A 20,890-nucleotide genomic window follows, 5' to 3' on the forward strand; every position below is an offset into this window, starting at 1 on the left:
CTCATTCTACGAACAAATCTACAAACTTAAACTCTTTACCACTAAACAAACCTTTATCGCTGAGTTTGAGGTCAGGAATGACCAGCAAAGCCATGAAAGAAAGCGTCATAAAGGGAGATTTTAGCTTGCTTCCTAATGCTTTGGCTTTTTTATCTATATCTGCATACAGTTTGGCAACTTTGTAGCCGTCTTCGGTAGTCATCAATCCAGCTACAGGCAGGGGCAGTACATAGTTTTTCTTCTTAGTTCTATCTACTACGGCTATTCCTCCTTTTGCTTCTATAAGCAGATTGACGGCTATGCTCATGGCAAAATCATCTACCCCAACAACGATGATATTGTGCGAATCATGCCCTACCGAAGAGGCAATCGCACCTCTTTGTAAACCAAAGTTTTTGATAAAAGCTACCGCAGGCGGAACGTTTTGATAGCGATTGACTACTGCTATTTTTAAAATATCGCGTTCTGTATCGCTCATAGCACCCACTATCTCCGTACCATTATTCACAAAATTAAGTACCCCTAACTTCGCATCGCAGATAAGTTCGTTACTTACCAACTGCCCATCTAAGGCTTCTATTACTCTGATTTTCCTAAAATCACTAGAAGGGACTTCAAAATCTTTATGGTTCTTAGGTGAGGTATCAAAGTTGTTGATAGCTTGCTCAGGGACAGATTTGATAAAAGATTTTCCTTTCTCCGCCACTAACTGCCCGTTGATATAGGTGCGTAAAACATTAAACTCCTCTAAGTTATCTACTAAAATAAAATCCGCAGGGTCGCCAATTCCTAACTGCCCTACCTCCAGACCATAATGCTCGACAGGATTAAGACAAGCCGCTTGTAAGACCTTAAAAACATCAATACCTCTGGCAACGGCTCGCCTGACCAATTCGTTGATGTGTCCCTCTACTAAGTTGTCGGGGTGCTTGTCATCGGAGCAGAACATCATATTTTCATAATGCTCAGGAAGCAAATCTATCAAAGCCTCAAAGTTTTTTGCTGCACTACCTTCGCGAATGATAATTTTCATGCCATATTGGAGCTTTTCTAAGGCTTCTTCTCGTGTAAAACATTCATGGTCAGTACTAATACCTTCGCTGATATACTGTTTTGCCTGCTCGCCTCTGAGGGCTGGCGCATGTCCATCTATTTTTTTCCCATATTTTTTAGCAATCGCCAATTTTTCCATGACTTCCTTGTCTTTGAAAAGTACACCAGGGTAATTCATCATCTCGGCAAGGTATTTGAGGTTTTCACTTTCAAAGAGTTGGGCAACTTCGGCAGGGCTAATGCCTGCTCCTGCGGTTTCAAAGTGCGTAGCAGGAACGCAAGAAGGGGCACCAAAATAAAACTTAAAAGGTACTTTTTTGCCGTTCTCTATCATGAACTTAACTCCATTTACCCCACAGACATTGGCAATTTCGTGCGGGTCAGATACCGTAGCGACTGTCCCATGCACTACTGCCAAGCGAGCAAATTCAGAAGGAATGAGCATAGAACTCTCAATATGTACGTGAGCATCTATAAAACCGGGCAAAGCAAAACGATTGAAAAAAGTTTCTACATATTTGATATTGACAATTTGCCCATTCTCGATATAAATATGAGCGGGTTTGATGCTTCTTTGGCGGATATTTACTAAGTTTGCTTTGATAAATGTCATGGGTAAGGATTTTTTTTAAAGTAAAATTAAAATATAGATTGATATGATAAAATATTTGATAAAAAAATACTTGGTGCGTAGTGTGATATTTTTCTCTTTGTTTTGTTTTTTTGCGTGTGCTTACTCACCCAATACAGCTTGGACGCCACGCCGCTCTAAGGTTTGGAGAAAAAGAGGTCCTTTGCCACCAGAAAAGAAAGTAAGAAGATTAACCATGTGGAAATGAGAAAGTTATTGGCTAAAATATTAATCCTAATTGTGCTTGCATCTACTTCGGGGTGCTATCTTGCACCGCGTACCGCTTGGACTCCTAAAAAGTACAAAAAGAAAACCCTGAGCCACAAAGCACCTAAGACCAAGCACTAAATCATACAAATCCTATGTATAAAAAAAATCTGAGAATATTCTTTTCTATTCTTCTGTTATTGCTTTTGCCTTTTTTTCTTGATGCTTGTGCTTCTGGGAGAGGGAAAGGAAAAATAAAACGTGGGAAACCTATCCCTTGCCCTGTCAAAGATTGCTAATTTTGTAACTTCAAAATTATTATTTTTTGCGCTGAGGGGCACTATCAGGAAAAATACATTTTCCTGATTTCCAAACATATTGGGGCAGTAACCTCCCTTGTTGGTACAAAATTTCGCGATAATCTGCACAGGGATAGGCTTGCAAATCTGCCCTATAACCAACTGCTATTTTCCCAATATGATTGATATTCAAGGCTTTCGCCGCCCTAAAAGTCAGCCCTGCTAATACCTCTGCCGTACTTAACTTTTGGTAACAGGCTAATACCGAAGCCTGCAAAAGTAGCTTCCCCATAGGAGCAGACCCGGGGTTAAAATCTGAAGCAATAGCCAAACAAGCCCCTGCATCTAAGAGTTGGCGTGCTGGAGCAAAAGGTTCTCCAAGTCCCATAGACGCTCCTGCCAAAACTACAGCAACCGTATTGCTTTTTGCTAATAGTTCAATCTGGCTATCTGTGCTTGCTTCCAAGTGGTCAGCAGATACTGCCCCAACTTTGACCGCCACTTCTGCCCCCATAGGCGTAAACTGGTCAGCATGAATAGTCAAATCGAAGCCCATTTGCTTCGCTTCCAGTAGAAACCACTCGCTTTCTTCTGCATTAAAAGCTGTTTTTTCTATAAAAATATCTACTCTTTGGCAAAGATTCTCCTTCTTTATTTGGGGTAGAAAATCATGCAAAACTTCTTTTAGATAAGCCTTGTTATCTCCTTGAAAATCTTTGGGCTTGATGTGAGCCGCTAAGCAGGTAGAAATAATTTGTGCTTGGGTTTGGGCTTGCACTTTTTTAATAGCACGAAGCATTTTGAGTTCATTTTCTTTGTCTAAACCATAACCACTTTTTATCTCTATGGTAGTAATGCCTTCTTTAAGGAACTGCTCTACTCGTTGGCGGGTAAGTTGAACTAAATCATTTTCGCTCGCCTGTCGGGTTTGCTGTACCGTACTCCAAATCCCCCCACCCGCTTGAGCAATCTCGAGGTAAGATTTGCCTGCATTTCTGGCAGCAAAATCATTGGCTCTACTTCCTGCAAAGCAAGTATGCGTATGACAATCAATAAAACTCGGAAGTAGCACACAGGTATTCTCGATTTCTTCTATTTCTGCTTCAGGAAATTCCCTTCTTACTTGTTCAAAAGTTCCTACCGCTACGATTACTTCCTTGTCCACTACTACCGCTCCATTTTCTATCACCTGCAACTGCTCATCTTTTACCGCTCCTTTGTAGGGCAGATAGGTCAAAGGCAAAATTTGTTTGAAAGAACCTATAATTTTCATAGAAATTCATTTTTTGCAAAAGTACAAAAGTAATATTTGCAAAATATTGTGTAAATTTGGAAGTAAAATTTTTCACTTTATTATGGTAGAGTTCAAACCTACATATCAAAAAATAAGCAGAGATACTTATTTGGTCATGGAAGAGCAAGCCATCTATAAAAGCGAATACCACAACGGCGCAGTAGTAGCTATGGCAGGTGGTACAGTAGCACACAGTCTAATTGCAGGGGATACCAATACTGCTATAAAAATAGCTTTAAAAAATAAAAAGAAAACATGTAAGGTTTTTAACAGCGATATGAAGTTAGAAATCTCGGCACATAATCGCTTTGTGTATCCTGACGGCATGGTGGTTTGTGGAGAAATAGAGTTAGTGGCTAATAGGAAAGACATTATCAAAAACCCTATTCTCATCATAGAGGTACTTTCTGCTGAAACAAGAAGCTATGACTTAGGGGACAAATTTAGGTATTACCTGACCTTACCTTCTCTAAGGGAGTATGTCGTCATAGAGCAGGAACGTCCTTACGTGCAGGTGTTTTTTAAAAAAGAAGAGAGAAATTGGCAGATGAAATACTATGATGACCTAAGCCAACAAGTTGATTTGGAATCCCTTGAAATTAGTATCTCTATGGAAGAGATTTATGAAAATGTAACTTTTGAACTCAAAGCCACAGAATGATTACCATTTTAGCGATAGAATCCTCTTGTGATGAAACCTCTGCGGCGGTCATCAAAGACGGAAAAGTATTGAATAATATCATTGCCAACCAAAAAATACACGAAATTTTCGGCGGCGTAGTCCCCGAACATGCCTCGAGAGCGCATCAGCAAAATATCGTTCCTGTAATAGCTACGGCACTCAAAGAAGCAGGAGTAAGTAAAAAAGACCTCAATGCTATTGCTTTCACAAGGGGACCGGGCTTATTAGGTTCGCTTTTGGTAGGTACTTCCTTTGCCAAAGCCTTCGCGCTGGGTTTAGACGTTCCTTTGATAGAAGTAAACCACATGCAAGCCCACGTATTGGCACACTTCATAGACGAGCCAACACCTAAGTTTCCTTTTTTATGCCTAACGGTAAGCGGGGGACATACGCAAATTGTACTTGTCAAAGATTTCTTAGACATGGAAATCATCGGACAAACTCAAGACGATGCTGTAGGAGAGGCTTTTGACAAGACTGCCAAAATGCTTGGCTTGCCCTACCCTGGCGGTCCTATGATTGACAAACTTGCCAAAGAAGGCAATCCCTTGGCTTTTTCTTTTCCAGAGGTAGTCATGTCAGGCTATAACTATTCTTTTAGTGGAATTAAAACAGCTTTTTTGTATTTTTTAAAGGAAAAAAAACAAGAAAATCCCAACTTCATAGAAGAAAACCTCAATGATATATGCGCAAGCATGCAACACGCTCTTATTCACATCTTGCTCATTAAATTAAAAAAAGCTGCCAGAGATTTGAAAATCAATGAAATAGCCATTGCTGGAGGGGTATCTGCTAATTCAGGATTAAGAAAAGCCTTGCAAGACTTAGCCCTAAAAGAAAAATGGAACATTTATATTCCTGATTTTCAGTATTGCACTGACAATGCAGGCATGATAGCCATAGCCGCCCATTACAAATACTTGGCGGGTCAGTTCTCCTCCCAAGACGTAATTCCTCTGGCACGAATGAGTTTTTGACACGAGGTAAAGGAGTCCGCTCCTGTCATTTTGTCTTAATTTGTCCTTTTTTTGATACCTATTTTACATTTTTAAAGACAAAATGTCTTATTTTCTCTATTGGTACAAAATCTGAGAAAAAGTTTAATGTATTTGATTCAATTAATTTTAAACCTTAAACTTTAAAGATTATGAGCTTAATAGTAAGAAAACCACAAGTAGATTTCCCTGCATTTGGGAGCTTAATTGACCAATTTTTCAATAACGAGTTTTTTGACTGGTCAAATCGCAATTTTTCTGTTACCAACACTACGCTACCCGCTGTCAATATCAAAGAAGACAATGACAAGTTTCAGGTAGAAGTAGCTGCACCCGGTCTGAAAAAAGAGGATTTCAAAGTAGAAGTAAATCACAATGTCTTATCTATCTCTTCCGAAAAAAGAGAAGAAAAAACTGAAGGGCAAGAAGGTGGAACTTATACTCGCAGAGAGTTCAGCTATCAGAGTTTTGTGCGTTCTTTCTCTTTGCCTGAGAGCGTAGATGCTGACAAAATAGAAGCCAGCTACAACGACGGCGTATTAGTGCTGAACATCCCTAAAAAAGAAGAAGCAAAACCTAAACCAGCACGTGTGATTCAAATTGCATAAGAAAGATGCTGAGTAACTTTGTCAAGGTCAAAGACTTTGGCAAAGTTTACTATAACAATAAAATCAATATTTCTAAACTCAACTATTTTACAACTATGAAATTTTTGAAAAACATCATCGGAAAAGATTGGCGATTGCCTCAATTTATCGAGAATTTTTTTGGTAGTAAGATTTCTGACCAAGTGGGTAAAGATGAGGAGTTGATTACTTTACCTTCTGTCAATATCGCAGACGAAGATGCGGCTTTTGACTTGAAAGTAGCTCTGCCGGGACTGAGCAAAAACGACATCAAAATAGAAATTAAAAATAACAACCTCGTCATATCTTCTGAGAAAAGCAATAAGACAGAAGAAAAAGGCAAAAATTGGATACGACAAGAGTTTTCTTATGCTTCTTTTTATCGAGTATTTGCCCTGCCTGAGAATGCCGACCCTAATAAGGTAGAGGCAAAAATGGAGCATGGACTCCTGTCATTGAAAGTAGCTAAAAAATACGAAAAAGAACCAACTAAGAAACTCATTGCAATCAAATAACTTAGGGGAAAGGAGGTGATAAATATATGGATATATTAGCTCTAAGTCTTTCATTGCTCATGGCGATTTATTTTTTTGTGCTTTGGACAATAATGAATTGGAGAGAAATAACATTACTTATCACCACAAAAAAAGATAACTTAGTAAAGAGATTAAGAACATATAAACACCATTAGCTTATAACTTTCATTAGATTGAGGGCATAGGTAAGATACTTTATCTATGCTCTTTATTTATTCAACAAGGCTAAAAATGTATTAAAATCTATCCTATCTGTTTTTTTATATCATTTAAAATCTTTTCTCCGCCGTTCTCTAACACTCTTTTGGCTAAGATTTCTCCTAATTTTTCTCCCTCATCTTTGTCCATTGCTGCTTCTTCCCTGATAATATCACGCCCGTTAAGGCTGATGATGCCACAATGAAGTTTAAGTTGGTCGCCGTTGACCTCAGCAAGGGCAAAAGCAGGTACACTACAACCGCCCTGCAAGTGTTTCAAATAGGCTCTTTCCGCAATAATTTGATATTCAGTAGGATAATGATTGATTGCCTCCCTAATGATTTGCTTTACCTCTCTATCTAAAGAAGTACTTGCCTCTATGGCAATACTCCCTTGCCCAGCAGCAGGGGTAAAAGTTTCTGTAGAAAGATGCTGTACAATATAGTTTTCCATTTCCATACGGTGTACTCCTGCATAGGCAAGTACAAGCGCATCGCAAAGCCCCTCCTCCATTTTTCGCATGCGGGTTTGTAAGTTGCCTCGCGCATCTACGGTTTTCACTTTGGGAAAATAGTGGCGAATCATCGCAATCCTACGCGTAGAGGAAGTTCCAAGTACTACTTTTTGGCTCTCATCAAAGGTAAAATACTTGTTGAAACTTACTAATACATCATTTACTTTTTCCCTTTCTGTAAAGGCGATAATTTCTAAGTCAGAGGGAAGTTGGGCTTGCAAGTCTTTGGCACTATGCACGGCAATATCTATAGCTCCACTATGAAGTTGAATTTCTAACTCCTCTGTAAATACGCCTTTACTACCTAACTTAGCAATAGACTTATGTAACATCTTATCGCCTGTGGTTTCTATTGTTACTAACTGGCTTTGAATGCCCTGAGTTTTTAATTTATCGGCTATGAAATTGGCTTGCCAAAGTGCGAGTTTACTACCGCGTGTACCAATTTTAATGATTCTCTCCAATGGAATAAGAAATTTAATACTTTATAAAAAATTTGGATTTTATTTGATATTCTAATCTCCTAAAAGCAGTTCAAAATTTTCTATTTCAAATTTTATATAAATTATTTTAATTCGCAAGACTTTTTTTGTATTATTTAAGGCATCTCCTGTTTACCTTCTATTAAGTAGAAAATCAGGCATACTTTTTTTGTTATTTATTTACGTTCACCACTTCATCTAAACTTTACTTTTCAAAGTAGATTTGGTGAAACAGTTTGTTATTACTACTTTTGTTACTGATTTAAAAAGTTATATTAGCAAAAAATTATTAGAACTAAATCTCACTTAAAAGAATGAGGCACTTTATCAGAAATTGTATTTTTTTAATTTTATTTTATATACTACATTTCCCTACACATACCCAAGCACAAACCACACTTTTATTTGAAAATCCAACCTACAATATTGGAAACGTAATAAAGAGTGAGAAAGCTATCACCCATTCTTTTACTTTCAAAAATATAGGGACTAAGCCTATCCATATACTAAGTGTAGTGCCTGACTGTTCGTGTTTGACTATCTCCTATCCTCAAACACCTATCCAACCCAATGAAACAGGCACAATAACAGTGTCTTATTTGCCTTACAGAGCAGGTGCTTTTGAAAAAGGCTTTGTAGTCAATTCTGACGGAAATCCACGTACTCAAACCCTTACACTCAAAGGTTTTATTTCTCCTAACACCAATCCCGCCAATATTTTCACTCATAAAAACGGAAGGTTATATTTTAGATACAAAAATCTAAACTTTGGGAGTATTACCAACCAATCTACCGTAGCCCGTAAGTTTGAAATGTATAACCCCTCCAATGAGGATATTTATTTTACAGATAGGGTCATCAAACCCTCCCATATCAACGTTTATTTTGATTCCTCTCACATTATTCCCGCAGGAAAAGTAGGGGCAATCGTACTTACTTACAATCCTATTGTAAAAAACGAAGTTGGATTTTTCCAAGAAGAAATAATTATGTTTACGGCAGACCGAGATAGTGTAAGAATGACTATCGCCATAGAGGTACAAGGCGAGCAGTACACAAGTACACCTGCCCCTATGTATGTTTCGCCTACCACCACTGTAAGAAAACCTACGCTCAGAGTCAGCGAAATACGTCAAAATTTGGGGAATATCTACCCTGACATGATAGTCATTACAGAATTTGTCATATACAACGAGGGAAGTTTGGATTTGAAAATAGAAAAGTTAGAAACCGATGAGTTCTGTGAAGTACAAGATATTAACAACTGGCAAAATATGATTATTCCTCCTCATCAGTTCAGAATTATCAAAGTACGATTCAAGCAAGGCAAGGAAATAGGAAAGCAACAAGGCAAAGTAACTGTTTATTCCAATGACATCGCTACTCCATCTCAAAACATAGAATTTCAAGCCAACGTAATTGAATATTAGTCAAATAACTCATTCATGAAAAATGCCAAAGTAACTATCATTACGCCTTCTTACAATCAAGCTCAGTACTTAGAGGCTACTATCCAATCCATTCTTGGACAAAACTATCCTCACTTAGAATATATGATTTTTGATGGGGGAAGTCAAGACAATTCTTTGAAAATCATTGAAAAATATCAAAAACACCTTACCTATTGGGAGAGTGAAAAAGACAAAGGTCAAAGCCATGCAATAAATAAGGGACTAAGCAAAGCCACAGGAGAAATCATTACTTGGATTAATAGCGATGACCAGCTCATGCCCAACGCGCTTCACAAGATTGTAAGCTATTTTGAGGCAAATCCTTCTGTTGGTTTTTTACATGGAAAAACTTTGCTCTTTGGACAAGGAAAAGAAGTTATCAAAGGAGCAGAAAGCAAAGACCTGCACTACAAATATTTAGCAGGTTTGCCTTTCCCGCAGCCCTCTGCTTTTTTCAGAAAAAGCGTCATAGACGAATTGGGATTATTGGAGGAAGATTATCACTACGGCATGGATTATGACTTTTTCCTGCGAATGATTCTGAATCACGAGGCTCTCCAAGTACAGGACGTACTCTCAAAATATCTCTTACATAAAAGTAGCAAGAGCGTAAGCCAACAGAACTTTTTTGCTCAGGATTATGCCAAGATTTTTAGCAAGCTGTTGAGGTCGTTTCCGTTTACTTCCGAACTAATCAAGCAAATGAAATCTCTGGAAATGTATGATGAAAGAGATGATTCATACCAAGTAAAAAAATATTTTTCTATTGATGACCTAACTACCGCTTTTTTTTATCATCTTCGTTTCCAACTCATTTTTTATTTTGAAGCAGGCGAATTAGATTGGGCTTATCGTATTACTTCTTTTTTAAGAAAAAATTATCCCACCTTGTACCAGCAAGACAAAGAACTGGCTCAGGTAAATTGGCGAGCCAAATGGTTGAGTAAAAATATTTTATCTTTTTTACGATGGATTAAAAGGGGCAGGTAAGTAACATTGCGTAACAGTCTGTTCGTTTTACTTCTAATAATTATTTATGTAAATACTTGCTTATTAATCAATAATTTATGATTTTTGAGTAAATTCACTTACAAAGAGTTTAAACCCTTCTTTTCTACTTCATTATCAACTAATTACAAAACTTTACAATTTTACTGATTTGTCTTTCTTGGCAAAGATACCTTAACAATTTTTGCGTTTTTATGAATTATCACATTAAACCTTTGCCTACTTACTACAAGAGTAGGCTCTATCGCTCACGACTGGAAGCGCGTTGGGCGGCGTTTTTTGATTTGGCAGAATGGAAAGTGGAGTACGAACCACTTGACCTGTACGAGTGGACTCCTGATTTTCTGATTGATGAACATACATCCATATTGGTAGAGGTAAAACCACAAAGCTCTTATTTTCAACAATCTGAGTTTTATTTTGAATATGTAAAAGAGGGAATCTGCGAAGCAATTTTACTGCTGACTAATGAAATAGTTAGGTATGAAGGGTTACTGGCTGGTAAAGAAGAAGAACTATGTACGATAGGAAAATTGATAGTCAAAGAAATTGATAATGAAATACTTGTTAGTCCTGCCGTGGTAGGGGTGTTTGGGGGAGGAGGCTACAGATTAGGATTGTGCGCTGAGTCAAATCATTGGAGAGATTTTATTACAGGACAGCAAGGCGAATGTCTTGTCATAGACCACGGCGAAGTAGCTTTTATGTGGCAAGAAGCAGCAAATCGCATCATGTTTTTAAAACCACAAACAGGGCATTGATTAGCATTAATATACAAAATTTTTATATTTTTGGAAAATACTTCACTAAGGTTTACCAATATCTATCTATGTCATTAATAGTCAAGGATTTAGTAAAGCAATACAGGGAGCAGTTTGCCGTCAATCATATTTCTTTTGAGGCTAAAAAAGGGCAGATTGTAGGTTTTCTCGGTCCCAATGGGGCGGGAAAATCTACTACCATGAAAATTGCCACTTGCTATCTTACGCCTACAAGCGGAACAGTAGAGGTCTGCGGATACGATGTACTGACTTCCTCTTTGGAAGTACGAAAAAAAGTAGGTTATCTTCCTGAACACAATCCTCTTTACTTAGATATGTATGTGCATGAATACCTACATTTTATTGGCTCTTTGCACCAACTTAAAGGAGTATTTAGAAATGAACGAGTAAAGAAAGTCATTGAACTTTGTGGATTAGGCAAGGAACAGCATAAAAAAATAGGTATGTTGTCCAAAGGGTATAGACAGAGGGTGGGTTTGGCACAAGCCCTTATTCATGAGCCAGAAGTCTTGATTTTAGATGAGCCTACCAGTGCCTTAGACCCTCTGCAAATCATAGAAATACGCAATGTCATCAAAGAGGTAAGTAAGGAAAAAACTGTACTGTTTTCTACCCATATCTTGCAAGAGGTCAAGGCACTGTGCGACAGAGTAGTGATTATTAACTTAGGCAAGATTGTGAAAGACAGTCCGCTATCAGACCTTCAGTTGCAAAAAGATGAAGTAAAGATTCAAATAGAATTAGAAGGTGAAATCGAGATAGAGCCTTTTAAGCATATTAACGCCGTGATAGATATTCAAAAAATAAGCCCAAACAAACTTTTGATTAAGGCACAAACCGATATAAGACCAGAAATTTCTAAGATAGCTTTGGAAAAAGGATGGCTTATTCTCGGCATGAGCAAAGAAGAAACTTCCTTAGAAAGTATTTTCCAAGAGGCAACCTCTAAATAGTTGATTATCAAAACTAAAACCTATGGGAATCCTATTTGATAATTTTAAAAGTTGGAAAAAATATTGTGAAGAAAATGACTTTTCTTTGCACTTGCCTGTCTTGCAGTATGAAATCACTCAAAAAGGACGAACTGAGGTGGAGATTTGGCAAGGTTTGCAGTTAGCCTATACAGTGATGAAAGAAGCCGTAAAAACGGGACTAACCGAAGATACTACTTCTCGCTCTGGCATGATAAATAACGGGGGTAAAAAAGTATATCAACATGCTATTAATGTTCTCTCCCCTGAATTTAAAAAGTTGATAGCAAGGGCTTTAGCTGCAAAAGAGGTAAACTCTTGCATGGGTAGAATCGTAGCCGCACCTACGGCAGGTGCTTCAGGCATTATGCCTGCCATCTTGGTAACTTTGCAAGAACTGCATCAGATAGATGACAAGAAAATGTTAGAGGCTATGCTGGTAAGTGCGGGGATTGCTTTGATTATAGAACGAAACGCCTCTATTGCAGGAGCGGTGGGTGGCTGTCAGGCAGAAACAGGGACGGCAGCGGCGATGGGGGCAGGTGCAGTAGTCTATGCTTTAGGCGGAACGATAGACCAAGTATTTAACGCTGTAGCTATCACTATCCAATGTATGCTGGGTTTGGTGTGCGACCCTGTGGCAGGTTTGGTAGAAGTGCCTTGTGTAGTCCGCAATGCAAGTGCCGCTGCCATTGCCTATTCTTCCGCACAAATTGCCTTAGCAGGGGTCGGTGCAGTCATTCCTGTAGATGAGTGCATTATCGCTATGGGAGAAATAGGGCAGGCAATGGAAGACCGATACAAGGAAACTGCTTTGGGTGGCTTAGCCATGACACCTACGGGACAGGAAATTGCTAAAAGGGTATTGATTAGTGATATAGATATTTTAGAGGAATAAAAAAAGAGGACTGTTGCCCTCTTTTTTTCTTATTTTTCTGCTCTTACTCCTAAGTGTTTTTGAATCGTTGATTTGTATCTTTCTCCAAATCTGTCGTTGCACCAATTTCTTAAGTCGTCAATTTCATTCTTAAATAAGTTGCGTTTCGACTTGCGAAGCTCATTTTCAAAAAGCCCAGCATCAAAACTAACTTTTTCCAAAATAAGTTTACTGTACTCGAGCATGTTCATAAGCGTGACAATATTTAATCCCGTAAAAAATTTAATTGTCAGAAATAATATAAAATAAAAGGTAGTAAGTATTTATACGCAAAATACCTATGTAAGTTTTAAAAAAAAAGGTTAAATAAGTTTTTTTTATGCTTGAGATTAGTTAATTCTTTTTAAAATATAAATCACGGAACTTGACCGTTTTACATCTAAAAGTCCTGCTAAAAAAGCGATGCTACCATGCCAAAGCCCTTTGATAAAACCCAGTGAATTAGCTTTGTATTTTTCACTTATCAAGGCAATATAAAATGGGTCAAAAGGCATCATTTTTCGTTCAATAATTTGAAAGCCATGTTGATTGGCTAAAAGTTTCAAGGATTTAGGGGAAAAATGCCACAAATGTCGCGGTACATCATAAGCCGCCCAATGTTGCTGGTAATGCTTAGCATCGTAGGACTGATGATTAGGGACTGCTATGAGTAGTAACCCTTCATTTTTAAGTAATCTTTTGAGATGCTCCCATGTGCTATGCAAGTCGTGTAGATGCTCCAAGACATGCCAAAGAGTAATCACATCAAATTGCTTATCAGAGATATTTTTAATCTCCTCAGGAGAAAAAATAGGCAAACCAAACTGCTCTTGTGAAAACTGACGTGCTTTTTCATCTGCTTCAATACCCACTACTTCCCATTGTTTTTTTTGCATAGTTTGTAAAAAATATCCTGTCCCACTCCCTATATCTAAGATTTTTCCCCTGTCTAAGTGCGTAAGTTTTTTAATAAGTTGATACTTACTCTGAAGCATGAATCTTCTCGCCAAGTGATAAAGTTGATTTACCAAACCTTTTTTGGTATCACTATGCGAAATATAGCTTTCAGATTGGTAGTATTTGCTTATAGTTGCTTGATTAGGAATATTTTGTGTAATGCCTGTTTGACATTGCTGGCAGTATATTATCGCAAAATCTTCTTTGGAAACTGTATAATCTTTGCAAGTCAAGAAAGGAAGTAGGTCTTGATTCCCACAGATAGGGCATTGATGATAATGGATAAACATGATAATCGGTAATATATTAAGTACTTTTACAAAGTAACAAAAAACGAAACAAAACAATCTTGCTCTCTAAATAAAAAACATGATACCCTCAAAGAGAATATCATGTTTCAAATCAACAAATTAAACAAAAATCAAAATTTCAAAACTTTATGATAACAAAGGTAAACATTTCTTTACAAATTCTTTAATTTTTTGTTACAAAATTTAATGGTTAAAATAGTACAGTTGCATTTGCGTAAGTAAAACGTAACAAGAAATGGGCTTTAACTTTTCAAAAGTTTGAAACTTTTGGAAAGTTTGTGCTTAGGAAAAACCCTATCTTTGCAGAGGAAGGCAAAGGAAGAAGAAACTCCCCTCTCCTTTGGGGAGGGGCATGGGCAACCCATGAATGTCTTAGGAATGCAAAACGCCCCTGCCCCTACTGCCAAGTTGGTCTTAGAGGTCTATAACGGCAATAGCATTCTCAGCACCCAGGAGCAGTACGTAAGCACCGCAGGAGAAACCGCATGGGAGAAGTGCGGCGTGCAACGCTGAGCATACGCATGACCCTGCCAGTAGGCACGACCAGCATAGTCGCCTACATGAAGTATGAAGGGGGGACAGAGGTCTATTTTGATGACCTCAAAATAGAGCTGAGTGCTGTGCCAGTAGCGATGGTAGTGCAAGAGAATCACTACTATCCTTTTGGCTTGAATATGAAGGGCTTGGATTATGTGCAGACGGCGAGTAAGGAGAATAAGTTTACGTTCAATGGGCAGAGCGAGTTTGAGAAAAAGCTAAGTCTGAACTTCATAGAAACGCCACATCGCTTGCTTGATGTACAGCTTGGACGTTTTCTGCAAGCAGACAAGTTGGTAGATTTGTTTACAGGCATTACCCCTTATGTCTATGCCTACAACAACCCTATCAAGTTCAACGACCCAACGGGCTTGAATGGGGAAACACCTGTTAATCGCCCTTGCCCAGAATGTGATGAGTTAGCAGAAAAGTACGCAGCAAGAGCAAGCAGAACAGGGAATGGCATCTCGATGTGGGACTTAGTAAGTAGCCATAATCCCATTTATCGCAACATAGGTTTGCATCACCAAAGAGGCGACAATAACTATGTGCATCGTTCTCTGCATGGGCAAGCCAATATCTCGGCAGGAGGCGTAACTCCACAAAGCCAATGGTATCAAGATTTCAGAAATGCCTTTGGCTTGGCATTGAATTATGGCTTAGGGGGAACGCTTATTGCAATTTATGGTGCGCCGATTTTGGCAGATATGCTCATGGCAGACGGGGCAATGGACGTAGCCTCTGTTGCTTATGATGTAGCCACAGGTGATTATGTGAGTGCAGGAATAGATGCAGTAGATTTGGCTGTGCCAGGCGTGAACGCAAGTATGGCAAAAATTTATCAATATACTTCTACTAATCGTTTGGGACATTTTGGGGTAGAAGTTTTAAGCGGAAAAGATAAATTGTTCACTCATCAAGTAATTACAGCAGCAGATATGTCAACAACAACTATTACAAAAAATATTTCTATGCTTGATAATCCTATAAAAACCGTAGAATTGAGTCTGCCTAATGCCACAGATGCTATGAAATATCAAAGGGGCATTTTAGGTACAGAGTTAGGGGCTTATTCAGAGGCAACGAATAGTTGTGTTACGCATATAATCAATGTATTAAATGCAGGAGGGTTGAATATCCCCAATAATATGAGGTCGCAATACTCTTTTTTGAAAGAATTAGGTTTTGAAAAAATAAAATAACTTTTAACTATGGGGCTTTATAATTGCAAAAAACATGGTTGGAACGGTGTAGAATCAACATCTCCATTAATTGCAGAAAAAATACTTTTGCAACAATCAATTGATGTGAAAAATTTATCAAAGATACAGATAATGTTTTTTGGAGAAGTAGTTTTTGAATATATATTGGATAAAGAATATTTAAAAATATATAACTTAGATGGAGTTAATAAATTTGAGTTTGATGATTCTAATATCAATCATGTAAATTTTCATAAAAATTTAAGAAGTGTTTGTGCTATATGTTTGAAGGAATTTTTATGTGAATATGAGGAAGCCAATTTAACGTAAAAATTATTCCCCTGTATCTCGGCAGGAGGCGTAACTCCACAAAGCCAATGGTATCAAGATTTCAGAAATGCTTTTGGCTTGGCATTGAATTATGGCTTAGGAGGAACGCTCATTGCAATTCATGGAAGCCCTATTTTAATGCAGTTTATGGTAAGAGAAGGAGTGAAATCTCTTGCTGCAAGTGTTATAAGTGCTGGTGTAGATGTAGGAAGCCAATTTGCTGTGAATTTGGCATTTTCAGGGTCTGTTAGTCAATCTTATAAAAGTATAAATTGGGTGTCTCCTGCTATGTCTTTCATTAATCCAAGTGCTAACTTTACCAATGTTTTTGTAAATAACTTTACAGCAGGGAGTTTAGAACTTAGTCTTGATAAAGGATTTGGTTATTTAGGGGATGGTAATAAAAAACTAAACGATGTTCTCACAAATACCGCAGGAGCTTTACTTGCTTTTGGAGTAGTACAAAAAATAGCCCCTGCTGTGGGAAGCCAAATGGCAGATAATATGCGAAGTGGGCAAGTACTCATGGACAAGGCAGGAGTGCCTGTTCTTGATTCCCGAAGAATCACTTCTGCATGGGCATATTACATTGGTAGAGGAATGGTTACTCATGGGCTTAGTGATGCTGGCTCTTTCTCCGTAAATACAATTAATAACACACTTGGCAAACAAGGTATTCAACTTATAGATTATTAAAGTAATGAAAAAACTTAGTAGGCAAGATATTTATGCCCTTTTTACATTGGGAAGTATATTATTAATAGCGATATTTTTTATAATAGTAGAGCCTGGCTATAATCATACTGGGGAGCAACATTATACAGTGGGTTGGACTATTGAGACTAAGTATTTTAATAAGTCCACTAAGGTATTTTATAAGTATTATGTTAATGGAGTTAAATATGAGCATTACGCCTCGTCATGGTGCAATCCCCAAGTGCCTAATGGGCGTTATTATGTAAAATTTTACGTAGCTGACCCATCAGGTGCTGAAATTAACTTTAAAGAGTCAATACCGCTTAGTATCCAAGACAAGGATATTCCGTCTGAGGGTTGGAAACGTAAGCCACCCTCTTATGAAAGGATATGTTGGTAGTATCATCCTACTGAGCAGAACCTTTAACTCTGCGATACGCCAAGCTGGTCTTAGAAGTCTATAATCGGAATAACCTCATAGGCACACCGCAGGAGCAGCCCGTAACACTCGCAGGGGAAACCGCATGGGAGGAATGCGGCGTGCAACGCTCAGTATCGGCATGACCCTGCCAGTAGGCACAACCAGCATAGTCGCCTACATGAAGTATGAAGGAGGGACAGAGGTCTATTTTGATGACTTGAAGATAGAGCTGAGTGCTGTGCCAGTGGCTATGGTGGTACAGGAAAATCATTACTATCCTTTTGGGCTGAATATGAAGGGCTTGGATTACACTGCACCAAATCCGAATACAGAGAATAAGTTTACTTTCAATGGACAAACGGAGAAGGAAACAAAGCTAAACCTCCACTGGCATGAAACAGCGTTCAGAAGCTATGACCCGCAAGTGGGTAGATTCCACCAGATAGACCCTCTGGCAGACTTGTTTACGGGGATAAACCCTTATCAGTTTGGGTATAATAATCCGATAGCATTCAATGATTTGAGTGGTTTAGCAAGCGAACATTTTGATGAGGATGGTCTTGCCGCAGCTCCTACACCTACCCCACGACCTGCCCCCAAGCCAGTTCCTACGCCCAAGCCTGTTGTACTAAAAATTAAAGTTGAGCAACCTACTTTAAAAGCCAAAAAAGATAGTTGGGTGGACAAGTGGGCTGATTCTGAGAATATTTTTGCTAAAATGACTTATGCCGCAGTTGATGGGGTGTATGTTACAGCGCAAACACTCAACCCATTCAATAAGTATGATACTCATTTAACTGGCGAAGTAGCACAAGGGGACGATAAAATAAACGCTTTTGCAGAAACAGCTACTATGGCTGTCCCAATGGGTAAAAGTGGTGGAGTAGCAAAAACTGCTTTACAATATACAGCTAAAGAAGGTTTAATTGGTATTATTGTCGGGTTATTTACCAATTTTCAATCACATCATTTAATACCACAAGCCTTGAAAAATGGTAAATACGGTAAAGATATTGTCAAATTCATAGATTTGGCAATGAAAAATGGGTTCAAATATCATTCTCATTTAGGAACAAATCGTATGTTCTTAGAGACGTACAATAAAACAACAGGTTTGGGCATACACGCAAGTCATGATAATTATAGTAACTATGTGGTAAAATTGATTACAAATTATATTTCAAAGCATGGTATAAGTAACATTACTCCACAAATGGCAGATAATTTTTTAACTCAACTTGCTAATCAATTACGAGGAGAAATTACTACTTTGAGAAACCAAGGACTTTCCCAAAAAGTAGGAGAAAATCTAAATACAGTTTATAAAAACAAATAAATCTATGAAATACTATAAAATGGACTACTCTCTTGAAGACAAAGAAGTAGGAACTATGACTGATACTCAAATTAAGAAATTTTCACAGTTTTGGTGGGATGCCCCCTCTGATGATACTTTTCCAGAAGGAACTGATGCGGGGGTATTTGAGGTAAATTATCGTGCTAAACTTACAGATGCTCTCAGCCCTTTTGAAAGCAACAGGGCATTTATTTTGAGTGGTAAGTTCAAAAGGCTTTTAGATGAGTGCAATTTGGCAACAAGTAGGTTTTACAATGCTTCTATTATTTATCGCAAACAACAATTTGATGACTACTACTATATGCATATCGTTTGGGACTTTACCAAATACCTGAATTATCAACATTCTAAATTTGAAATTTGGCAAAGAAATTTTAATTCGGTCAAAGAAGGAGAAATCCTATTTTCCTCAAAAGCTGATTTAGATGCTAAATGGGAGGAGTTTAGAGCCATAGGGAAAGAGCCACCGTATGAGATGCCCTTTATTAAGTACGCCAAAGTAGTGTTTAATTCAGATTTTGACTTAGACTTATTTCCTGTATGGATTGATTTTTATATTTCTGAAAAGCTATGCGAACTCATAGAGAAAAATAAAATTACAGGAATAGAAATTACCCCAGCCGATTTTATATCAAGGTTATGATATTATTTACTTCCCCTGTTCGCCTTAGAGTTTAGCGCAAGCAACTCTACGCAGTTTGGTAAGCCAATCTCCGATTGGCGTGTAGGTGCGTGGCATAAGAGGCAAGTTATTTTATTGGTAGTCAATAGGTTATCTTATTACTACTTAAACCTGTAAGGTTTTTAAAACCTTACAGGTTTGACTCTACCCCCTTTGGCTTGGGAATGAAAGGGCTGGATTACACAGCACCAAGTCCGAATCAAGAAAATAAGTTTACTTTCAATGGACAAACGGAGAAGGAAACAAAGCTCAACCTCCACTGGCATGAAACAGCGTTTAGAGGGTATGACCCGCAGTTGGGCAGATTCCACCAGATAGACCCTCTGGCAGAGGCAAGTTCTAACCTTACATCTTTTCATTTTGCTTCCAATAACCCAATTGCAAGTAATGACCCAATGGGACTTTGCGATGGGTGCAACACTTGGGAAGATGTGTATAACACTGCTCTGAAAGACCCAAGTAAACTTAAAGCAGGGACTTACGTAAACTCAGGAGATGGTGGATTTGCTCATTTTGATTCAGATACAAAGATTTTAGAGCCAACGGTAGTAGAAGCGAAGAACGATGGTAGTTTCAACCATGCCGAAGGCAATACCAATAAAAACTGGTTAAATGACAGGATTTATGCAGGAGAGTCAAGCAAAAACAGCAATGTCTTACAGGCAACTCTTTTAGACGGTAAACCTATGAGTATGTACGAAAAAGTTGCTGTTCCCCATGGTCTTGCTTCTACGTTGGTAGGTATGGCAGAGGCTTGGGCAAGATATGATATACAAGAATATACCAAAACTCTTGAAAGCAAAAATACAAAAACTGCCATGAAAAAACTTAAAAGGCTTCCCAAGACACATTCATTGGGTAATTTAGGAGGGGTTGCCAAATTCTTAGGAGTATTTGGTTTTGCAATGAATGCTGCAAAAGTAATTGAAAAACTTGCAAAGGGGGAAGCAATGACAAATGCTGATGCGTTTGACTTAGTAGTTACAGGTGGGCTTGCTATAGCAACATTTTCTAATCCAGTAGTCATTGGTGCTATAGGTTTATATGGTCTGGGAGATGCTGTTGGCTTATGGAATCCTATTAAAACAGCACTGGGAGGAGATAATGAACTATATAAATTGGACAAAGAGACACTTCAACTGTTGAGGGAGTAAGATTAAGAAAGGATTATCAGTTCGGAAACTGATAATCCTTTTCGCTCTAATCAAACATTTTAACATCAAATTAATATATACAATGATACTTTATCAAAAATTTTGGATTTTCATTGCTAACCTTACCTTGCGAATAGGCACAAAAGAAGAAAAGATAGCTGAGGTTTCAAATGCTTATATAGGTATGTATATTTCAATGATTATTCTGTTACCTGCGACCATCTCTTTTAGGCATTATATTTCATTTTGGACAGATGAAAACAGTTTTATTTCAGCTATGACTCTATTTGTTATAATTTCATGCACCGTAGTTTTTGGTAATATAATTAATGCTAAGTTATACAAATTTTCAAGGTTTGAAATAGAAAAGCAGTTACAAGGATTTGCTTATCATAAAAGAAGTTTTTTTCAGAAATTATTTTTTTTCATAATTTTATTTTTGTTTCTCATGCTTTCTGTAATCCTATCCATCGTTAATACGATATTTATTAAGTATTTAATAGTCAACCGATTGTGCTAGTTTGGAATTTTCAGTAAAAAAGGTTATCTCTAAGGTGCAACCATAAAAAGAGATAACCTATGCACCAAATCGCAATTG

The 20,890-nt window shown here is 37.9% G+C and carries 24 protein-coding genes; 19 read left to right on the forward strand and 5 right to left on the reverse strand.

Annotated elements, in window-relative coordinates; genetic code table 11:
* Window position 1: 1 nt before the first annotated feature.
* Window positions 2-1,666: an adenine deaminase gene (gene ade, locus BM141_RS19165; RefSeq protein WP_091549079.1), complete on the reverse strand. Its 1,665-nt coding sequence runs from the start codon at window positions 1,664-1,666 to the stop codon at window positions 2-4.
* 43 nt (window positions 1,667-1,709) lie between these two features.
* Between ade and BM141_RS22645 the strand changes: the two genes are divergently transcribed.
* Both BM141_RS22645 and BM141_RS23130 read left to right on the forward strand, forming a co-directional pair.
* Window positions 1,710-1,892 (forward strand): hypothetical protein, encoded by a 183-nt coding sequence (locus BM141_RS22645; RefSeq protein WP_143090999.1) that lies wholly within the window; start codon window positions 1,710-1,712, stop codon window positions 1,890-1,892.
* A complete protein-coding gene (locus BM141_RS23130; RefSeq protein ID WP_177217463.1) occupies window positions 1,889-2,032 on the forward strand; it encodes a hypothetical protein in 144 nt (47 codons plus the stop codon). The genes BM141_RS22645 and BM141_RS23130 overlap by 4 nt, the downstream gene beginning before the upstream one ends.
* A gap of 177 nt (window positions 2,033-2,209) precedes the next feature.
* Here the strand turns inward: BM141_RS23130 and hutI are convergent, their stop codons facing one another.
* Window positions 2,210-3,463 carry an imidazolonepropionase gene (gene hutI / locus BM141_RS19175; RefSeq protein WP_091549081.1) on the reverse strand — a complete coding sequence of 418 codons (1,254 nt, stop codon included), beginning with the start codon at window positions 3,461-3,463 and terminating at the stop codon, window positions 2,210-2,212.
* 82 nt (window positions 3,464-3,545) lie between these two features.
* Between hutI and BM141_RS19180 the strand changes: the two genes are divergently transcribed.
* From BM141_RS19180 to BM141_RS19195, 4 genes are all read left to right on the forward strand, one after another.
* Window positions 3,546-4,145 carry a Uma2 family endonuclease gene (locus BM141_RS19180; protein WP_143091000.1) on the forward strand — a complete coding sequence of 200 codons (600 nt, stop codon included), beginning with the start codon at window positions 3,546-3,548 and terminating at the stop codon, window positions 4,143-4,145.
* A complete protein-coding gene (gene tsaD, locus BM141_RS19185; RefSeq protein WP_091549083.1) occupies window positions 4,142-5,143 on the forward strand; it encodes a tRNA (adenosine(37)-N6)-threonylcarbamoyltransferase complex transferase subunit TsaD in 1,002 nt (333 codons plus the stop codon). Before BM141_RS19180 ends, tsaD begins: the two co-directional genes overlap by 4 nt.
* A gap of 170 nt (window positions 5,144-5,313) precedes the next feature.
* Complete coding sequence (locus BM141_RS19190) at window positions 5,314-5,769, forward strand: Hsp20/alpha crystallin family protein (RefSeq protein WP_091549084.1); 456 nt, start codon at window positions 5,314-5,316, stop codon at window positions 5,767-5,769.
* Between the two features lie 5 nt (window positions 5,770-5,774).
* Window positions 5,775-6,302: an Hsp20/alpha crystallin family protein gene (locus BM141_RS19195; protein ID WP_091549085.1), complete on the forward strand. Its 528-nt coding sequence runs from the start codon at window positions 5,775-5,777 to the stop codon at window positions 6,300-6,302.
* A gap of 264 nt (window positions 6,303-6,566) precedes the next feature.
* On the opposite strand, the gene hemC is transcribed toward BM141_RS19195, so the two are convergent.
* Window positions 6,567-7,499, reverse strand: a complete 933-nt coding sequence (gene hemC, locus BM141_RS19200) for a hydroxymethylbilane synthase (RefSeq protein ID WP_091549086.1) — start codon at window positions 7,497-7,499, stop codon at window positions 6,567-6,569.
* A 332-nt stretch (window positions 7,500-7,831) separates the two neighbouring features.
* Here hemC and BM141_RS19205 point away from each other — a divergent pair, with 332 nt between their 5' ends.
* The 5 genes from BM141_RS19205 (at window position 7,832) to sdaAA (ending at window position 12,627) form a co-directional block, all read left to right on the forward strand.
* Window positions 7,832-8,947: a DUF1573 domain-containing protein gene (locus tag BM141_RS19205; protein WP_091549087.1), complete on the forward strand. Its 1,116-nt coding sequence runs from the start codon at window positions 7,832-7,834 to the stop codon at window positions 8,945-8,947.
* Between the two features lie 15 nt (window positions 8,948-8,962).
* The gene (locus BM141_RS19210) at window positions 8,963-9,958 is read left to right on the forward strand and encodes a glycosyltransferase family 2 protein (RefSeq protein WP_091549088.1); all 996 of its coding nucleotides are present in this window, start codon (window positions 8,963-8,965) and stop codon (window positions 9,956-9,958) included.
* Between the two features lie 212 nt (window positions 9,959-10,170).
* On the forward strand, window positions 10,171-10,737 hold the full coding sequence (locus tag BM141_RS19215) for a PDDEXK family nuclease (RefSeq protein WP_091549089.1): 567 nt from the start codon (window positions 10,171-10,173) through the stop codon (window positions 10,735-10,737).
* A gap of 68 nt (window positions 10,738-10,805) precedes the next feature.
* Complete coding sequence (gene gldA / locus BM141_RS19220) at window positions 10,806-11,711, forward strand: gliding motility-associated ABC transporter ATP-binding subunit GldA (RefSeq protein WP_091549090.1); 906 nt, start codon at window positions 10,806-10,808, stop codon at window positions 11,709-11,711.
* A 22-nt stretch (window positions 11,712-11,733) separates the two neighbouring features.
* Complete coding sequence (gene sdaAA, locus BM141_RS19225) at window positions 11,734-12,627, forward strand: L-serine ammonia-lyase, iron-sulfur-dependent, subunit alpha (RefSeq protein WP_091549091.1); 894 nt, start codon at window positions 11,734-11,736, stop codon at window positions 12,625-12,627.
* A gap of 29 nt (window positions 12,628-12,656) precedes the next feature.
* Here the strand turns inward: sdaAA and BM141_RS19230 are convergent, their stop codons facing one another.
* Together BM141_RS19230 and BM141_RS19235 are read right to left on the reverse strand one after the other, a co-directional pair.
* Window positions 12,657-12,857 (reverse strand): hypothetical protein, encoded by a 201-nt coding sequence (locus BM141_RS19230; RefSeq protein WP_245764116.1) that lies wholly within the window; start codon window positions 12,855-12,857, stop codon window positions 12,657-12,659.
* Window positions 12,858-12,995: 138 nt separating this feature from the next.
* Window positions 12,996-13,892, reverse strand: coding sequence for a class I SAM-dependent methyltransferase (locus tag BM141_RS19235; protein WP_091549092.1), 897 nt, complete (start codon window positions 13,890-13,892; stop codon window positions 12,996-12,998).
* 279 nt (window positions 13,893-14,171) lie between these two features.
* Between BM141_RS19235 and BM141_RS19240 the strand changes: the two genes are divergently transcribed.
* The 8 genes from BM141_RS19240 (at window position 14,172) to BM141_RS19275 (ending at window position 20,292) form a co-directional block, all read left to right on the forward strand.
* Window positions 14,172-14,426, forward strand: a complete 255-nt coding sequence (locus tag BM141_RS19240) for a hypothetical protein (protein ID WP_091549093.1) — start codon at window positions 14,172-14,174, stop codon at window positions 14,424-14,426.
* Window positions 14,408-15,652: an RHS repeat domain-containing protein gene (locus tag BM141_RS19245; protein WP_221407715.1), complete on the forward strand. Its 1,245-nt coding sequence runs from the start codon at window positions 14,408-14,410 to the stop codon at window positions 15,650-15,652. Before BM141_RS19240 ends, BM141_RS19245 begins: the two co-directional genes overlap by 19 nt.
* Before the next feature lie 9 nt (window positions 15,653-15,661).
* Window positions 15,662-15,982, forward strand: coding sequence for a hypothetical protein (locus BM141_RS19250; RefSeq protein ID WP_091549095.1), 321 nt, complete (start codon window positions 15,662-15,664; stop codon window positions 15,980-15,982).
* A 78-nt stretch (window positions 15,983-16,060) separates the two neighbouring features.
* On the forward strand, window positions 16,061-16,678 hold the full coding sequence (locus tag BM141_RS19255) for a hypothetical protein (RefSeq protein ID WP_091549096.1): 618 nt from the start codon (window positions 16,061-16,063) through the stop codon (window positions 16,676-16,678).
* A 127-nt stretch (window positions 16,679-16,805) separates the two neighbouring features.
* Window positions 16,806-17,078: a hypothetical protein gene (locus tag BM141_RS19260; RefSeq protein WP_143091001.1), complete on the forward strand. Its 273-nt coding sequence runs from the start codon at window positions 16,806-16,808 to the stop codon at window positions 17,076-17,078.
* A gap of 133 nt (window positions 17,079-17,211) precedes the next feature.
* The gene (locus tag BM141_RS19265) at window positions 17,212-18,435 is read left to right on the forward strand and encodes an RHS repeat-associated core domain-containing protein (RefSeq protein ID WP_177217465.1); all 1,224 of its coding nucleotides are present in this window, start codon (window positions 17,212-17,214) and stop codon (window positions 18,433-18,435) included.
* 4 nt (window positions 18,436-18,439) lie between these two features.
* Window positions 18,440-19,099, forward strand: a complete 660-nt coding sequence (locus BM141_RS19270) for a hypothetical protein (RefSeq protein ID WP_091549099.1) — start codon at window positions 18,440-18,442, stop codon at window positions 19,097-19,099.
* A gap of 203 nt (window positions 19,100-19,302) precedes the next feature.
* Window positions 19,303-20,292 (forward strand): RHS repeat-associated core domain-containing protein, encoded by a 990-nt coding sequence (locus tag BM141_RS19275; protein ID WP_091549100.1) that lies wholly within the window; start codon window positions 19,303-19,305, stop codon window positions 20,290-20,292.
* Window positions 20,293-20,890: the final 598 nt, after the last annotated feature.

Origin of the sequence: Thermoflexibacter ruber, assembly GCF_900113045.1 — a bacterium.
Classification (GTDB): domain Bacteria; phylum Bacteroidota; class Bacteroidia; order Cytophagales; family Thermoflexibacteraceae; genus Thermoflexibacter; species Thermoflexibacter ruber.

Bases quoted from the DNA above. Each gene is read 5' to 3' on its own strand.
- BM141_RS19210 (WP_091549088.1), top strand. From the start codon at position 8,963: ATGAAAAATGCCAAAGTAACTATCATTACGCCTTCTTACAATCAAGCT.
- BM141_RS19190 (WP_091549084.1), top strand. From the start codon at position 5,314: ATGAGCTTAATAGTAAGAAAACCACAAGTAGATTTCCCTGCATTTGGG.
- BM141_RS19250 (WP_091549095.1), top strand. From the start codon at position 15,662: ATGGGGCTTTATAATTGCAAAAAACATGGTTGGAACGGTGTAGAATCA.
- tsaD (WP_091549083.1), top strand. From the start codon at position 4,142: ATGATTACCATTTTAGCGATAGAATCCTCTTGTGATGAAACCTCTGCG.
- BM141_RS19205 (WP_091549087.1), top strand. From the start codon at position 7,832: ATGAGGCACTTTATCAGAAATTGTATTTTTTTAATTTTATTTTATATA.
- sdaAA (WP_091549091.1), top strand. From the start codon at position 11,734: ATGGGAATCCTATTTGATAATTTTAAAAGTTGGAAAAAATATTGTGAA.
- gldA (WP_091549090.1), top strand. From the start codon at position 10,806: ATGTCATTAATAGTCAAGGATTTAGTAAAGCAATACAGGGAGCAGTTT.
- BM141_RS23130 (WP_177217463.1), top strand. From the start codon at position 1,889: ATGAGAAAGTTATTGGCTAAAATATTAATCCTAATTGTGCTTGCATCT.
- BM141_RS19230 (WP_245764116.1), bottom strand. From the start codon at position 12,857: ATGAACATGCTCGAGTACAGTAAACTTATTTTGGAAAAAGTTAGTTTT.
- BM141_RS19275 (WP_091549100.1), top strand. From the start codon at position 19,303: ATGAAAGGGCTGGATTACACAGCACCAAGTCCGAATCAAGAAAATAAG.
- BM141_RS22645 (WP_143090999.1), top strand. From the start codon at position 1,710: ATGATAAAATATTTGATAAAAAAATACTTGGTGCGTAGTGTGATATTT.
- ade (WP_091549079.1), bottom strand. From the start codon at position 1,666: ATGACATTTATCAAAGCAAACTTAGTAAATATCCGCCAAAGAAGCATC.
- BM141_RS19180 (WP_143091000.1), top strand. From the start codon at position 3,546: ATGGTAGAGTTCAAACCTACATATCAAAAAATAAGCAGAGATACTTAT.
- BM141_RS19265 (WP_177217465.1), top strand. From the start codon at position 17,212: ATGCGGCGTGCAACGCTCAGTATCGGCATGACCCTGCCAGTAGGCACA.
- hutI (WP_091549081.1), bottom strand. From the start codon at position 3,463: ATGAAAATTATAGGTTCTTTCAAACAAATTTTGCCTTTGACCTATCTG.
- BM141_RS19235 (WP_091549092.1), bottom strand. From the start codon at position 13,892: ATGTTTATCCATTATCATCAATGCCCTATCTGTGGGAATCAAGACCTA.
- BM141_RS19270 (WP_091549099.1), top strand. From the start codon at position 18,440: ATGAAATACTATAAAATGGACTACTCTCTTGAAGACAAAGAAGTAGGA.
- BM141_RS19195 (WP_091549085.1), top strand. From the start codon at position 5,775: ATGCTGAGTAACTTTGTCAAGGTCAAAGACTTTGGCAAAGTTTACTAT.
- BM141_RS19215 (WP_091549089.1), top strand. From the start codon at position 10,171: ATGAATTATCACATTAAACCTTTGCCTACTTACTACAAGAGTAGGCTC.